This window comes from Paenibacillus sp. OAS669 (assembly GCF_014873645.1).
Taxonomy (GTDB): domain Bacteria; phylum Bacillota; class Bacilli; order Paenibacillales; family NBRC-103111; genus Paenibacillus_S; species Paenibacillus_S vulneris.
In genome coordinates this window covers 979,346-993,867 of record NZ_JADBDR010000001.1, presented here as the reverse complement: position 1 = coordinate 993,867, position 14,522 = coordinate 979,346, and the positions used below count along the sequence as shown (strand labels likewise).

Below are 14,522 nucleotides of genomic sequence, written 5' to 3'. Positions count from 1 at the left end.
GCTTAACGGCCGCCGCCACCGCCGCCGCTATTCCCGCCGGTTCCTCCTCTTTGGATAAACTGCACACCGCCTGCGCCGCCGGCACCACCTGCACCGCCTGCGCCTCCGCCTTGCTGGAACTGCTGACGAATTTTATCGATATCGGCTTGCGTCGCCGTATTGTTTTTCTTGGTGACCGGAATCACGACCTTGTCGCCTTCCTTCAACCCGTCGGTAACTTCGATATACAGTTTGTTGCGGATACCGATCTTGATCTCATGCTTCTCTTCCTTCGTTCCGTCCGCATTCATCAGCGTTACGTAACGTTTGCCCTGCTGCTGCTGAAGGGCCTCGATTGGAAGCAGCAAAATATCTTTCTTGTCCTGCGTAATGATCTCGGCAGTGGCCGTCATTCCGTTACGCAGCTGCCCGTCATTCTTGACGGAGATGCCGACATCGAAGAAGGTCACGCCGTTTGTGGTCGTACCGACCGTAGAGACCTGATTGACTTCGCCTTCATAGATTTTGTTTGAAATCGAGTCCACCTTCACCGTCGCTTTCATGCCGACCTTCACATTAGGCAGATCGAGCTCGTCGACTTGTACGGGAAGCTGCATATAATCGAGGTTGGCTACGGCGCCAAGCTGCGTATTCGCCTCAATGGTCGAGCCTGCAGGGTAGCTCGCAAGCACGTTGGTCTTTTTGTTGGCGAAGTCCGTGGAGAAGATGCCGTCAAACGGAGCGGTAACCGTTAATTGGTCCAGCTTGTCCTGATAGTTTTTGATGGTAATCTTCTGTCTCTCGATCGCCGCCTGCTTGTTCAAAATATCGTTTTGCAGCGTGTCGTTCGTAATGGAGACGATAAGGTCTCCTTTATTGACGTAATTGCCGGTTTTGATATTGACGTTGTTCACGATACCGCTGGCTGCGGAGAGGACGCTTTCCACCTTCACAAAATCCAGGGTGCCTTTATCGGTGGATTGAGCTGTTCTGCCGCCTAGTACAGCGCTTCCTTTGACCTTCATGCCTGCGCCGAGGGTGCCGTCATTTTTCACGGATATTTCCACATCGAGCAATTTGCTGCCGTTTGCATCGCCTTTCGGCTGTTGTCCTACGGATTCGACGACGGCGGTTTTGGTCAGGTTGAAGCCGTCAATGGTCAGGTCTATGGTGTCGCCCTTCTTGAGCTGAACCGCATCCTCCAGCAGGAACGGGAGCTTGGTCGTCATCGACGAAATATCCGATATCGTTCCAATACGGCCGTTCTTGCTCACGTTGGAGCCGACATCCAGATTGGAGGTTAATGTCAGCGTGCCGCTGATCGGGGCGTAGATATTCAGGCTGTTCTGCTGAGTTCTCAAATCGGCGAGGTCCTTCTCCTGCTGCTGCAGGTTGACTTGAGCTTCCTGCAGATTCGCTTCCAGACTCAAGTCGGAGATAACGAACAGGACATCTCCCTTTTTGACCTGCTGATTGCGGGTCAAATTCATCGTTTTGATCGTTCCTTCTACAGGAGCAATAATATTTTGGACATCACGCGCTTCAAATTGAGAAGTACCTGATACGGAGGACGTAATGGCGCCCTTCTTAATCTCCGCTACCTTTTCCTGTGCGCTGGCAGCCGGTTTTTTGGTGTTATTGGACAAATAATAATATGTACCGCCACCGCAAAGAGCCAGCCCGATGATGACGGCTATCCATTTTTTACTGCGCAGTAATCCCATTCTTGCTTCTCCTTTCCGACATTTCAGCTTTTCTACCTTGCTGCTTTCTAACTTTATCAACGGTTTGTGAAAAAAATGTGAATTTAAACTTAAGGGGAGATTAATGCACGGAAAAAACAGGTCGATTGAAGGAAGCTTGCCGAAAAAGAGTGCGAAAAAAGCCGAAATCCTGTCGAAGGATTCCGGCTCTGGTATATGGTTGGTTGGAGGATTACTCCTCGAACAGCTTTTTCAAGTTTTCCTGGAACGGTGCGCGAACGATCCCTTTTTCCGTAATAATAGCGGTCACGTATTCGTTAGGGGTCACATCGAACGCAGGGTTGTATACCTTGATGCCTTTCGGTGCGGTCCGTTTTCCGAAGCCTTGCGTGATTTCGTCTTCATGCCGCTCTTCAATCGGGATATCCGCGCCGGTAGGCGTGTTCAAGTCGATGGTCGACATCGGGCAGGCGACATAGAACGGAATGCCGTGAGCCTTGGCTAGTACGGCAACGCTATAGGTGCCGATCTTGTTGGCCACGTCGCCGTTCGCCGACACGCGGTCCGTACCGACGATGACGGCCTGCACCCAGCCCTTGCTCATGACGGCGCCGGCCATATTGTCGCAAATGAGCGTGACATCGACACCGGCCTGCTGCAGCTCGAACGCCGTCAGCCGGGCGCCTTGCAGCACCGGGCGCGTCTCATCGGCGAACACCTTGAGGCCGATGCCGCGCTCCTGCGCCAAATACATCGGCGCAAGGGCGGTGCCGTAGCGGGCTGTGGCAAGGCCGCCCGCGTTGCAGTGCGTGAGGACGCCCATGCCGTCCTCGAACAAGGACAGCGCGTGCTCGCCGATGAGGCGGCACGTCTCCTCGTCTTCGCTCTGGATGAGCTTCGCTTCATCCAGCAGCGCTTGCTTCAACGCTTCCGGCTCCGTGCCGGCGGAAGCGAGCTCCTGGGTGCGCAGCTTCATGCGGTCGAGCGCCCAGAACAAATTCACCGCCGTCGGGCGCGACGTCGCGAGATATTCGCACTGCTTGACCGCAGCGTCAAGCAGCTCCTCACGGCCTCCGCTCACGCCGCGGACGCCGAGGTACACGCCATAGGCGGCCGAGATACCGATCGCCGGCGCTCCGCGTACCGCAAGCTGCTTGATCGCATCCCAAACCTGCTCCGATGTCGTCAGCTCCAGATAAACGATCTCATCCGGAAGCAGCCTTTGATCCAGCAGCTCGAGACGGTTTTCCGCCGAATTCCAACGAACCGATTGCAGCCAATCCGCCGTTTGCTTCTCTGTTGTACTCATGTAGTTATCTCCTTTGGTATAGCTAGACTCGTATTATTGTACGGCCTTCCACGCGATATCGATCAATTCGTCGATGGATTGGGCTTTGCGGTGATGCTTGATCAGCGCAGTCCCGATCCGCAGCGCGATGCGCTGAGCGCGTTCTTTGGCTGCCGCATCCTCCAGCTTGTTAATATCCGCCACTTGGGCTAATCCATGAACCCGGCGAACCGTCTTGCTTCCCGTATAGCCGATAGCATCCTGCAGAAGCTGCTGCATGTACCAGTCTTGGTAGCCCGGCGTTTTGGATACGCGATCGACGCCGTGCTCATTCCACAGCCTGCGGAATTCTTGCTCGAATACAGTCCAGCTTTCTTTGATGGTGTCCGTCAAATAGGTGCGGTAATCCTTGCGCGACGCTTCGTCCTTGCTCCAGCCCTCTTGAGCGGCGAAGTTCAGCAGCAGGTTCGCGAACACAGCTCCGATATCGAAGCCCATCGGCCCGTAATAGGCAAATTCAGGGTCGATAACCTTCGTGGAGTCCGGCTTGATAAAAATACTGCCGGTATGCAAGTCGCCGTGCAGCAGCGCCTGGGCTTTGGTCAAAAAGCCGTTGCGCAAAATCGCCACCTCCAGATGCAGCTCCTGGTCGTTCCAGATCGCTTCTACGGCGTCTTGAATAGCAGGGGGCACATCGTTCGTATCGGCATTCCGGTACGGGTCGTCGAAGATCAGATCCTCGGTAATTTTGCACAAATCCGGATTAATAAACTGCTGAACACGCAATTTCTTGTCCTGCTGGTTCATTCCTAGATCGGAAGTGTAAAACAACGTGTGGGCCAAAAAACGGCCGATATGACCGGCGAACAGCGGATAGCGGTTGCCTTCGATCAGCCCTCTGCGCATAATGACATGATCGCTCAGATCCTCCATCACCGTCAAAGCCAGGTCCTTATCGTATACAAACACATGAGGGACGAGGTCCGGGCAGAGCGACTCCTGGATCATCAACGCTTCGCTCTCAATTCTTGCGCGGTCCAGAGAGAGAGGCCAGGATTCCCCAACGACTTTGGCATAAGGGAGGGCCTGCTTCAAAATAATACTTTTGCCGGTGGACGGCTCCGTAATATGGAACACGAGATTAAGATTGCCGTCGCCGATCTCTTTGCTCGTTAGTTCGCTGCCTGCAGTGAACAGGTTGGGAATACCTCTTGCGTATTCCACCGCTTCGGCTTCCGTTAACGCGTGATATGAAGTCATGGGTGTATGATGCCTCCTTAAGGTTTTATTAAAGTTTTGCGAGAGCAAAACCGGCTTCAAATGCATGTATGGAAATTACTGCGCAAACTGGCTTTTTGTGCATCGCTTCCGTTGTGTAAAGCAGGAATAAGCCTTGCGGTAGTCCGTAAAACTATCATCCCATAGTATAGCAAATTGTGCGGGGTTGGAATAGACTCTCTCATGTTAATTCCTTATATATAAATCGGAATAATTTGCATTTATTCTTAAGACGGCTTTTTTACAAAAAATTCATGCTCCGATAATATCCCCATAATGCATGATTTTTACAATGATATCAGATCAATAACGACGGCATGACTAGGAGGTATGGCTCCCTTATGAATATTCTGCTTCGAATTCTTTGCGGCGCTGCTGCGCTAAGTATCGTATTGGCCCTCGGAATGTACGCGGACGAAGACCAGCCTGTGGCCGCCAATCCCATGAAAGCGAATCAACAGCAATACGATAGAATTCATGAAGCCTCCAAATTTTATGTGAACTCCGGCCGCTAAACAAACAATTTAATAGGTTATGGTTGAGCATTCTGCTAGAGCAGTGTGCTTTTTTTATTCCAATTCTCCTTACAGTACCTGAATCGGCATCGAAGCCAATGCAGTGTCTAAAGGTATAAAAAAATGATATGATAAAAAATGGAAAATAAACCATATAAAGAAACGGAGGTGGAGAGGATTGAACCGAAAGCAAGTTGTTGGCTTTCTGCTAGGCATGGGACGGTTATGCAGACGGGAAGTTCCATCCCGATAACCAGGTTAGTAAGGAAGAGTTTTTAAGCATGCTGATTAAAGCATTTGGGCACAAAACGGATTCCAATTCAGGAGCGGGATGGTCGGACAGCCTGTATACCTTTGCTCTTGAGCACAAATATCCCGTGAAGGGCGTGCAGTAGCACAGTATAAAGTCTTTACAATAACAGAATTTTTCATGGGAAGGATGGATTCAGGTGAAAAAAAGAATTATTGCCAGCCTGCTGCTTGGAGCAAGCTTCGCTTGTACAATGTCGGCAGTAGGTTACGCTCAAACAGTAGATTCGGGACTACCAGTTAGAACTAAGGAATCCATTGAAAGTAAATGGGCCACTTACAATCCGGAAGGCTACCAGGGCCAGGTATACGATGAAATCCCCGTCATAAGCACAGAGAAGTACAGTCCGGGAAAAGTGAACATCAGCTATTTGAGAGGCGGCTTGGCAAGAGCTAATTTTTATCGATATATTAGCGGGCTGCCGGATAATCTGGAGCTGGAAGAGGGTTTTTCAAGATCTGCACAATACGGAGCTGTAATCAGTGCAGCTGTTTACGGAAATCTTACTCAAGAACCCAAACAACCGAAGAATATGGATAATGATTTTTACTATATTGCCCGATCCTCGGCCAGAAACAGCAACGTGATCACAGTAGATGCTTCAAGAGGAAATAAAGCAGCTAAGGCAATAGATAGATATATGGGCGGCTCTATTTTTGACCTGTTTAAAGAGGAATATTACGGAGCTGACAAAAGTGGGTATGGCAAAGATAGATTAACCACCGGTCCCAATCTTCAGCTGCTAGACCCTTATTTGAAAAAAATCGGCATAGGATTAGCCTCAAGAGATAATCAGGCCTATTATACCGTATTGGACTTTACGGATCTCAGCAGCCGAGATGTTTTTAATTATTCGTACATTCCCTACCCAGCCCAAGGCTATTTTCCTGCAGATGTGTTTAGAGAAAATCAAGCCTGGACCATCATGCTGAGTTCTGCTTCTTTCTCACAAATAAAAGATGAAGTTTATGTGGAGTTAACGCGCCAATCGGATCAATACAAATGGACTTCTCGAAGCACGGACGATTCACACCGCTTGTACTTGAATCTTCAATTGGGTGTTAATTGGGGAGACCGGATTCATTTTCAACCCAAAGAGCTGGACAAAATTCGTGATGGCGATGTGTTTACAGTGAAGGTTACCGGTTTGAAAACTTCCTCTGATGAGGCAGCGGAGCTGAAATATGATGTAAAATTCTTCTATATTAACAAGGCGTCTGTCGAACCGGATGATAAAGAAAAGCCATCCTCCAGACCTTCAGCCCCGGAAGCCACCGTTCCTGCCGATACCGGAAATAAAGGAGAGCCGAACCAGAAGCCTTCCGAAATCCAATTCCCCGACATAGCAGGCCATTGGTCGGAGTCCACGGTAAAATGGGGCATAGCGAAAGGGATTGTCGACGGTTACGCAGACGGGAAGTTCCAGCCAGATCGTCAGGTTAGCGAGGAAGAGTTCTTGAGTATGCTGCTTAAGGCCTTCGGGCACAAAACGGATTCCAATTCAGGAGCGGGATGGTCGGACAGCCTGTACACCTTTGCCGTTGAGCATAAATATCCCGTGAAGGGGGCAGAGAACCGGGCGGCAAGGAGCCAAATGATCACAAGAGAATCTATGGCGGAAATTGTTGCGGCAGCCGACGGAGAGCCGTTGCTTAAGGATGTAGCGATCGGTTACTTGCTCTCGAAATCATACGCGGAAGGAAGAACCGATAACGGCGCTGCAGGATTCGCAGGACAGGAAGGGCTGACCCGTTCAGAAGCTTTGCAGATCATACGCAATGTGCAGGAGCATGGAATAAAGTCTTTACAATAATAAAATATAGAACAAAAAAACCTAACGTGACGCTAGGTTTTTTTGCCTGATCTGAAGCCGGTTATCCTATTCTGCCGCGGCGGTGCTCCACCAAATCAATTGCACCCAATACGACATGTGCAAGTCCGAATCCGGCGACCGCCGCCGCAGCCATCGGATATTTTCCCCGCAGCGCTACACCTGAAGCCGTTACAGCCGTACCCAATACAGTAGGAATGAGTCCTTCTCTCATATGCTTCATCCTCCTTGAAGTGAGTTTGTGTACGCAGGTATAGGTTCGCGTTTTTTCACTTCTTTTATGCCTGGCAACAGTTGCTTGAACGGAAATGAAATCTTATAATTATACCTTTAGAAGTCTTTTTCATTATACGATTTCATCAAGACAGCAAGATTAAATGAGGCTATAACAGGAAAGGATGGAACATAGTGAGTACCCCACCTGCAGCTTTAAAAGAATGGGCGGTTGCAGTGGAAGCGTTGCGAAGCGGAAGGCAAATTCTCATTATGCGCAAAGGCGGCATTCGGGAAGAAACAAGGCACTTTCAAGTGCAGAGCGACAGCTTCTATCTGTTTCCTACATATGAGCATCAAAAAAAACAGTGGATCAAGGCGGAAGACCAGCCAGTGCTGGACAAGACCCTGGAGCATTGGAGTGTTGAGGATACGGAGGTGACGATTCGTTGTTACGCCGAGCTTGCTGAAGACATATTAGTAGAGAATCAGGAGCAGCTTGATAAGCTGGCGGCTTTTCATCTATGGACGGATTCGTTCGCCGAGGAAAGACTGAAGTGGAAACGAACACAGCCTTTGCATGTCATGCTGCTTCGAGTGTACGAGCTTGCTGAACCCGTCCGGCTGCCGTTACTGGCTGAATATAGCGGCTGCAAATCCTGGATTGAACTGAACAGCTCCCGTCTTGACGGAGTAGGGCGCAGTGCGGTCCTGAATGACGAAGATTTCCAAGAAGCGGTGAGAAATATTAAATCTGCCTTAGGCTAGGATAGGCTCCCGCGGGCTTATGAAACATAACCGTATAAAAATGAGCTAAATGGGTCTTTATTGATTTGCCCCGGTAAGATATAATATAGTAACATTGAGAATCATTGATAATCAATTTAGAATGATTATTAACTAAGAATTACAATATCTAACGATTCATTTCAAAATGGAGGAAGAATACAATGGCAAATGCACCGGAATTTATTATAGACGGTTTGAAGGCAACTGTCGAAGGCAAAGAGATTTTGAAAGGGTTAAGCCTGAAAATCAAAGGCGGAGAAGTTCACGCGGTAATGGGTCCTAACGGTACCGGTAAAAGTACGCTGGCTTCCACCATCATGGGACATCCGAAATATGAAGTAACGGATGGCTCGATTTCCCTGAACGGCGACGATGTTTTGGAAATGGCCGTGGATGAGAGAGCAAGAGCAGGTTTGTTCCTTGCCATGCAATATCCAAGTGAAATTGCGGGCGTAACTAATGCAGACTTCCTCCGTAGTGCCATTAACGCGCGCCGCGGTGAAGGCAATGAAATTTCTCTGATCAAGTTCATCCGCTTGATGGAAGCGAAAATGAAAGAGCTTGAAATGAACCCTGAGTTCATGCACCGTTATTTGAACGAAGGCTTCTCCGGCGGTGAGAAAAAACGGAATGAAATTTTGCAAATGATGATGCTTGAGCCAAGCATTGTTATACTTGATGAGATCGACTCCGGTTTGGATATCGACGCCCTTCGTATCGTAGCTAACGGCGTAAACGCTATGCGTTCCGAAGACCGCGGCTTCCTGATCATCACTCACTATCAGCGTTTGCTCAACTACATCAAGCCTGACTTCGTACACGTAATGATGCAAGGCCGTATCGTAAAATCCGGCGGTCCTGAGCTGGCTCAGCGTCTGGAGAACGAAGGCTACGACTGGATCAAGGAAGAGCTCGGTATCGTTGATGAGACGGTAGGTCAAGAAGAGGAAGAATTCAAAGTTCCAATGAACACGACAGCTCCAAAATTCTAAAATAAGTCCACGACGGAGGAATATATCTATGAGTACACAAACCATTCTTCCAATCGATCGCCAAGCCATCGTGGAGCTGTCCCAATCGAGACAAGAGCCTGAATGGATGACCAACCTTCGCGCTGAAGCGCTGGAGCTGGCCGGATCATTGGAATTACCGAAATTGGAAAAAACGAGAATCGACCGCTGGAACCTGCGTTCCTACGGAAGCTATAAAGCGGAAGCGGCATTGACTACATTGGAGCAGCTGCCGGAATCGGCCAAAGCATTGCTGCAAAATGAAAATCCCGAAAATCTGCTTGTGCAAAAAAACGCAAGCATCGTATATCACAAAGCTTCGGAAGAGCTCGCTAAACAAGGTGTGATTTTTACAAGCCTTGAAGAGGCTCTGAAGCTGCATTCCGACCTGGTAAAAAGCCATTTTGGTAAGGCAGTAGCCAAGGACGAAAACCAGGTCACTGCTCTTCATACCGCTATTTGGAGCGGCGGCGTGTTCTTGTACGTTCCTAAAAATGTACAGGTGGAAGTGCCGGTTCAAGCGTTGTTCTTAACAGACGATGCGGATGCAACCTTCTCGCCGCATGTCCTGATCGTTGCCGAGGAGAACGCATCGGTAACTTATGTTGATAACTTCGTTTCCGAAGGCAATTTGAACAACCTGGTTCAAAACGGCGTAGTAGAAGTTATCGTGAAGCCGGGCGCTACCGTGAATTTTGCTTCGGTACACAACCTGAACGATTCGATCACGGATCTGACTTACCGCCGTGCTGTCGTGGAAAATGATGCTACCATCAACTGGGTTATCGGCGAAATGAACTATGGCAATGCTATGTCTGATACGACCTCCATTCTGAAAGGCAACGGCTCCAATTCGGATGCAAAAATCATCTGCGTCGGAACCAACGATCAGAAGCTGAACGTAACGACAAGAGCGGTTCACTTCGGCAAAAACTCGAGCAGTGATATGATCACTCGCGCCGTTATGCGCGACGAGTCCACTGCGATCATCAACGGCATTACCAAGATCGAAAAAGCGGCAACGGGAGCTAACGGGCAGCAAACGGAGAAAGTGCTTATGCTGAGTCCGAAAGCCCGCGGGGACGCGAACCCTATCCTGCTTATCGACGAAGACGATGTAAAAGCAGGTCACGCAGCGAGCGTAGGACAAGTAAATCCGGAGCAAATCCACTATTTGATGTCCCGCGGTATTACTCGTGAAGAAGCACAGCGCCTGGTCATTTATGGCTTCCTGGCTCCTGTTGTTTCCGAGATTCCAATGGAGAAGGTTCAATCCCAGCTGCAAAGCCTTGTAGAAAGGAAGCTCGGACAATGAAGACGTCGGAGATTCGGAAACTATTTCCCATCCTGCAGCAGGAAGTGAACGGGCATCCGCTGGTATATCTGGATTCCGCAGCCACTTCACAGAAACCAGTATCCGTAATCGAAGCCGTCAAGCATTATTACGAGTGGGATAACGCTAATGTGCATCGTGGAGTCCATACGCTGGGCTCCCGCGCTACTGACGCGTACGAAGGCGCTCGGGAGAAAGTGGCTAAATTCATTAATGCCAAATCGACGCAGGAGATTATTTTCACCCGCGGTACGACATCGGCCTTGAATTTGGCTGCATCCAGCTATGCCCGCGCCGTCTGCGGCGAGGGCGACGAGATCGTCCTTACTCCTATGGAGCATCACAGCAATCTCATACCATGGCAGCAAGTAGCGAAAGCTACCGGCGCTGTCTTGAAATATATTCCGCTTCAACCGGACGGATCCATTCGTCTGGAGGATGTAGAGGCCACTATTACCGACCGGGCGAAAGTGGTTGCTGTTACTTATGTTTCCAACGTTCTGGGCGTTGTAAACCCTGTGAAGGAAATTGCGGCGATTGCGCATCGTCACGGAGCCGTGATGGTAGTGGACGGGGCCCAAAGCACTCCTCACTTGAAGGTGGATGTGCAGGACCTGGATTGTGATTTTTATGCATTGTCCGGTCACAAAATGTGCGCTCCTACAGGAATCGGCGTATTGTACGGCAAGAAATCGCTTCTTGAGACCATGGAGCCGATCGAGTTCGGCGGCGAAATGATCGATCATGTGGATTTGTACGATTCCACCTGGAAGGAGCTTCCGTGGAAGTTCGAGGGCGGCACGCCTATTATTGCCGGAGCCGTTGGTTTGGGAGCGGCGATCGATTTTCTGGAAAGCATCGGGATGGATGAAATCTTCCGCCATGAGCAGCAGCTGACGGCTTATGCGATCGAACGTATGTCCGAAATTGAGGACCTAACGATATACGGACCGAGAAGCCATCGTGCCGGTACGGTTACTTTTAACCTTGGGGACGTTCATCCTCACGACGTTGCGACAGTATTGGATGCCGACGGCATTGCCGTTCGCGCAGGACATCATTGCTGCCAACCGCTAATGCGGTGGCTGAACGTTTCGGCTACGGCCCGCGCCAGCTTCTATCTTTATAACACAGAAGATGACATTGACCGGTTGGTGGCTTCACTAATCAAAACAAAGGAGTACTTCGGTCATGCAATTGGATGATTTATACCGCAGAGTCATTATGGATCATTATAAAAATCCGCGCAATCGCGGCACGCTGGATGATGAAGCCGTAACGATCGACTTGAACAATCCTACGTGCGGTGATAAAATTCAACTGCAAATGCAGGTGGAAGACGGTATCGTCAAAGCCGCCAAGTTCGTGGGAGAAGGCTGCTCGATCAGCCTTTCTTCCGCTTCTATGATGACGGATGCCGTTAAAGGCAAGACGCTCGAGGAAGCATTGGAGATGGCAGAGAAGTTTTCCGGACTAATGAAGGGTGAATCGGTGGAATTTGAGTACGAGGATATCGAAGCCCTGTCCGGTGTGAATAAGTTTCCGGCAAGAATCAAATGCGCTACACTTGCATGGAATGCGCTGCGCAAAGGAATCGAACAGGCTCACAATAAGCATTAGTTTGGGGTGACCTGAACTTAAGGAGGTTGGCGAACAATGGCAAAGAAAATGCCGGAGATGGAAGATTATAAATATGGTTTTCGCGATGAGCATAAAGCGGTTTTCCAAACAGGAAAAGGCTTGACTCGCGAGATCGTTGCCGAGATTTCCAGAATGAAAGGCGAGCCGGAGTGGATGCTCGATTTTCGTCTGAAATCGTTGGAGCAATTTGAGAAAATGGCTATGCCTCGTTGGGGTGGCAACCTGGACGATCTGGATTTCAATGATATCCAGTACTATGTAAAACCGTCCGAGAAGCAAGGCAAAACGTGGGAAGAGGTTCCTACGGAGATTAAAGAAACGTTCGATAAGCTCGGTATTCCTGAAGCGGAGCAAAAGTTTTTGGCCGGCGTATCCGCTCAGTACGAGTCTGAGGTTGTATACCACAGCATGCAGAAAGACTTGGAGGATCAGGGCGTTATCTTCACCGATACCGATACGGCTTTGAGAGAATTCCCTGAATTGTTCAAAGAATATTTCGGTACCGTTGTTCCTCCTAGCGACAACAAATTCGCGGCTCTGAACAGCGCGGTTTGGTCCGGCGGAAGCTTCATCTATGTACCAAAAGGCGTGAAAGTGGAAATTCCGCTGCAAGCTTACTTCCGTATTAACTCCGAGAATATGGGACAATTCGAGCGCACGCTGATCATTACTGATGAAGACAGCTTCGTTCACTATGTAGAAGGATGTACGGCTCCTATTTACAGCACGAACTCCCTGCACAGTGCGGTTGTTGAGATCATTTGTAAGAAAAACTCCCGTGCCCGTTATACAACGATTCAGAACTGGGCGCCTAACATTTACAACCTCGTTACCAAGCGTGCCGTGGCGGAAGAAAATGCGACCATGGAATGGGTTGACGGTAACATCGGTTCCAAGCTGACGATGAAATATCCTGCGGTTGTATTGAAAGGCCGCGGTGCTAAGGGTATGGTGCTCTCTATCGCTGTTGCAGGCCGTGGGCAGCATCAGGACGCAGGTGCAAAAATGACTCACCTGGCGCCTGAAACCACGTCGACAATCGTATCCAAATCGATCAGTAAGCATGGCGGTAAAGTAACTTACCGCGGCTTGGCATCCTTCGGACGCAACTCCGCAGGCTCCAAGGCTAACATCAAATGCGATACTTTGATTATGGATAAGGAATCGACTTCGGATACCATCCCATACAACGAAATCATGAACGACAACATTACGCTGGAGCACGAAGCTACCGTATCCAAGGTGTCCGAGGATCAATTGTTCTATCTGATGAGCCGCGGCTTGACGGAAGCGGAAGCTACCCAAATGATCGTAATGGGCTTTATCGAGCCGTTCACGAAAGAACTTCCAATGGAATATGCCGTAGAGATGAACCGTCTCATCAAGTTCGAGATGGAAGGTTCTATCGGTTAACCCAGTATTGACTGGATCAAGGTTATCCTCGATCTTACGAGTAATGTACAGATACGTGTCCGCAGTGACTTTGACATTCAATGTCCAAGTCGTTCGGACACGTATTTTTTATTCTCTCTTCTTCAAATTAACCTCACTGATTCCAGCATAGCTTATTTCTCCACTGCTTTTTCAAAATAAACGATTTCGCACAATCGAATGTGATGCTTTTTTCCATGAACTACAAGGGCTACGTGATCGATGAAAACATCGTCCAGAGTACCTACCAATTTGCCCACAGTTGTCGTGATGCTAACCATTAACCCTTTGTGTTGAATCAAATGCTCGATAAATTTAGGTTCCACAGTTGTCGTATACGTTATATTTTTCGGTAATACCAGAGTGTCCTTGCGCTGAACATCTTCATTTCGATAATAATGCGGAGCCGGGAATGAGGCATAGGCTTGCGGATAGCCATAGTACACAAATCTATTCATGTGCTGCTAACCCCTTTGTCACAAATTGGGAAACCAATTATAACATATGACAAATACCCAGGCGGGGTTCCAATCAAAGAATGAAGCAATGAATGGGATACCGTGCATGATATCCTCAATGTGCTGCTATGATCGGCACGCAGATTTCACAAAATTCATTATGAACCATAGCACCGGTATATCGTTCTAGAATCGGCTTATGGTCTATTTGGTAGCCGCTCTTTTGTAAAGTGGAAAAAATATCAATCCATGCTTTTTGAATATCTTCAGCAGTATGTTCAATTTGAAAAACAACATAGGGTCCGCCAGAAAGTTCAGTTACGGCAACGGAATGATCCGCTTCATAATCATTTGAAATGACGATGCATGCATCATATCTGCATGCTTCAGGAAGGGTGGTTTCCGGGTTATCCTGTGGTATTCCGAGAATGATCGCGGATCCTGTAAGCAAATGGTTCTCCTTAGCCCACTGCTTTAATTTCTCCATAGTCAGAGCATTGGATGGACCATAGGGGCCGATTTGTCTCATGTATGCAATACGATAGCTGGGAAGAGTTTCAACCTTATACTTCATACTTTCATTCCTGCCTTTCTTAATCATTTTGGGTACATTTCGAATGCTAACATGATATAAAAATAAATGCATTTGATATTAAAAATAATATTGATAAATATTTTTTATGGAAAAAGAGTATTCAGCTAAATAATGTGCTCGGAAAGAACGTTTGTTATTTTCAGTGGTT

14 protein-coding genes are annotated in these 14,522 nt (G+C 48.7%); 8 read left to right on the top strand and 6 right to left on the bottom strand.

Features of this window, described 5'->3' with window-relative positions:
• Positions 1 to 2 precede the first annotated feature (2 nt).
• The 3 genes from GGC63_RS03980 to mtnK all read right to left on the bottom strand — a co-directional run bounded on the left by GGC63_RS03980 (position 3) and on the right by mtnK (position 4,230).
• On the bottom strand, positions 3 to 1,703 hold the full coding sequence (locus tag GGC63_RS03980; RefSeq protein ID WP_192701170.1) for an efflux RND transporter periplasmic adaptor subunit: 1,701 nt from the start codon (positions 1,701 to 1,703) through the stop codon (positions 3 to 5).
• Between the two features lie 211 nt (positions 1,704 to 1,914).
• On the bottom strand, positions 1,915 to 2,991 hold the full coding sequence (mtnA, locus tag GGC63_RS03975; protein ID WP_192701169.1) for an S-methyl-5-thioribose-1-phosphate isomerase: 1,077 nt from the start codon (positions 2,989 to 2,991) through the stop codon (positions 1,915 to 1,917).
• A 33-nt stretch (positions 2,992 to 3,024) separates the two neighbouring features.
• A complete protein-coding gene (gene mtnK, locus GGC63_RS03970; RefSeq protein ID WP_192701168.1) occupies positions 3,025 to 4,230 on the bottom strand; it encodes an S-methyl-5-thioribose kinase in 1,206 nt (401 codons plus the stop codon).
• 359 nt (positions 4,231 to 4,589) lie between these two features.
• Between mtnK and GGC63_RS03965 the strand changes: the two genes are divergently transcribed.
• Entirely contained in the window at positions 4,590 to 4,763 is a 174-nt protein-coding gene (locus GGC63_RS03965; RefSeq protein WP_179135834.1) for a hypothetical protein, read from the top strand.
• A gap of 449 nt (positions 4,764 to 5,212) precedes the next feature.
• Positions 5,213 to 6,886: an S-layer homology domain-containing protein gene (locus tag GGC63_RS35060; protein ID WP_192701167.1), complete on the top strand. Its 1,674-nt coding sequence runs from the start codon at positions 5,213 to 5,215 to the stop codon at positions 6,884 to 6,886.
• 61 nt (positions 6,887 to 6,947) lie between these two features.
• Here the strand turns inward: GGC63_RS35060 and GGC63_RS03955 are convergent, their stop codons facing one another.
• The gene (locus tag GGC63_RS03955; protein WP_079908353.1) at positions 6,948 to 7,118 is read right to left on the bottom strand and encodes an asparagine synthase; all 171 of its coding nucleotides are present in this window, start codon (positions 7,116 to 7,118) and stop codon (positions 6,948 to 6,950) included.
• 194 nt (positions 7,119 to 7,312) lie between these two features.
• On the opposite strand from GGC63_RS03955, the gene GGC63_RS03950 reads away from it, so the two are divergent.
• From GGC63_RS03950 to sufB, 6 genes are all read left to right on the top strand, one after another.
• Positions 7,313 to 7,885, top strand: a complete 573-nt coding sequence (locus GGC63_RS03950) for a DUF1802 family protein (RefSeq protein ID WP_412973843.1) — start codon at positions 7,313 to 7,315, stop codon at positions 7,883 to 7,885.
• Positions 7,886 to 8,067: 182 nt separating this feature from the next.
• Entirely contained in the window at positions 8,068 to 8,898 is an 831-nt protein-coding gene (gene sufC / locus GGC63_RS03945) for a Fe-S cluster assembly ATPase SufC (RefSeq protein WP_079908355.1), read from the top strand.
• A gap of 28 nt (positions 8,899 to 8,926) precedes the next feature.
• Positions 8,927 to 10,231 (top strand): Fe-S cluster assembly protein SufD, encoded by a 1,305-nt coding sequence (gene sufD / locus GGC63_RS03940; RefSeq protein ID WP_192701166.1) that lies wholly within the window; start codon positions 8,927 to 8,929, stop codon positions 10,229 to 10,231.
• On the top strand, positions 10,228 to 11,454 hold the full coding sequence (locus GGC63_RS03935) for a cysteine desulfurase (RefSeq protein ID WP_192701165.1): 1,227 nt from the start codon (positions 10,228 to 10,230) through the stop codon (positions 11,452 to 11,454). The genes sufD and GGC63_RS03935 overlap by 4 nt, the downstream gene beginning before the upstream one ends.
• On the top strand, positions 11,441 to 11,869 hold the full coding sequence (gene sufU / locus GGC63_RS03930) for a Fe-S cluster assembly sulfur transfer protein SufU (protein WP_079908358.1): 429 nt from the start codon (positions 11,441 to 11,443) through the stop codon (positions 11,867 to 11,869). The genes GGC63_RS03935 and sufU overlap by 14 nt, the downstream gene beginning before the upstream one ends.
• A gap of 36 nt (positions 11,870 to 11,905) precedes the next feature.
• Complete coding sequence (gene sufB / locus GGC63_RS03925; protein ID WP_079908359.1) at positions 11,906 to 13,303, top strand: Fe-S cluster assembly protein SufB; 1,398 nt, start codon at positions 11,906 to 11,908, stop codon at positions 13,301 to 13,303.
• Positions 13,304 to 13,455: 152 nt separating this feature from the next.
• On the opposite strand, the gene GGC63_RS03920 is transcribed toward sufB, so the two are convergent.
• Entirely contained in the window at positions 13,456 to 13,779 is a 324-nt protein-coding gene (locus GGC63_RS03920) for a DUF2642 domain-containing protein (protein WP_079908360.1), read from the bottom strand.
• Positions 13,780 to 13,894: 115 nt separating this feature from the next.
• Complete coding sequence (locus tag GGC63_RS03915; protein ID WP_192701164.1) at positions 13,895 to 14,353, bottom strand: AraC family transcriptional regulator; 459 nt, start codon at positions 14,351 to 14,353, stop codon at positions 13,895 to 13,897.
• Between the last annotated feature and the right edge of the window lie 169 nt (positions 14,354 to 14,522).

What these genes read in the sequence shown, in the direction of transcription:
- sufU (WP_079908358.1), top strand. Translation starts at nt 11,441, where the DNA reads ATGCAATTGGATGATTTATACCGCAGAGTCATTATGGATCATTATAAA.
- mtnA (WP_192701169.1), bottom strand. Translation starts at nt 2,991, where the DNA reads ATGAGTACAACAGAGAAGCAAACGGCGGATTGGCTGCAATCGGTTCGT.
- GGC63_RS03920 (WP_079908360.1), bottom strand. Translation starts at nt 13,779, where the DNA reads ATGAATAGATTTGTGTACTATGGCTATCCGCAAGCCTATGCCTCATTC.
- GGC63_RS03980 (WP_192701170.1), bottom strand. Translation starts at nt 1,703, where the DNA reads ATGGGATTACTGCGCAGTAAAAAATGGATAGCCGTCATCATCGGGCTG.
- GGC63_RS03915 (WP_192701164.1), bottom strand. Translation starts at nt 14,353, where the DNA reads ATGAAGTATAAGGTTGAAACTCTTCCCAGCTATCGTATTGCATACATG.
- mtnK (WP_192701168.1), bottom strand. Translation starts at nt 4,230, where the DNA reads ATGACTTCATATCACGCGTTAACGGAAGCCGAAGCGGTGGAATACGCA.
- sufD (WP_192701166.1), top strand. Translation starts at nt 8,927, where the DNA reads ATGAGTACACAAACCATTCTTCCAATCGATCGCCAAGCCATCGTGGAG.
- GGC63_RS03965 (WP_179135834.1), top strand. Translation starts at nt 4,590, where the DNA reads ATGAATATTCTGCTTCGAATTCTTTGCGGCGCTGCTGCGCTAAGTATC.
- sufC (WP_079908355.1), top strand. Translation starts at nt 8,068, where the DNA reads ATGGCAAATGCACCGGAATTTATTATAGACGGTTTGAAGGCAACTGTC.
- sufB (WP_079908359.1), top strand. Translation starts at nt 11,906, where the DNA reads ATGGCAAAGAAAATGCCGGAGATGGAAGATTATAAATATGGTTTTCGC.
- GGC63_RS03955 (WP_079908353.1), bottom strand. Translation starts at nt 7,118, where the DNA reads ATGAGAGAAGGACTCATTCCTACTGTATTGGGTACGGCTGTAACGGCT.
- GGC63_RS03935 (WP_192701165.1), top strand. Translation starts at nt 10,228, where the DNA reads ATGAAGACGTCGGAGATTCGGAAACTATTTCCCATCCTGCAGCAGGAA.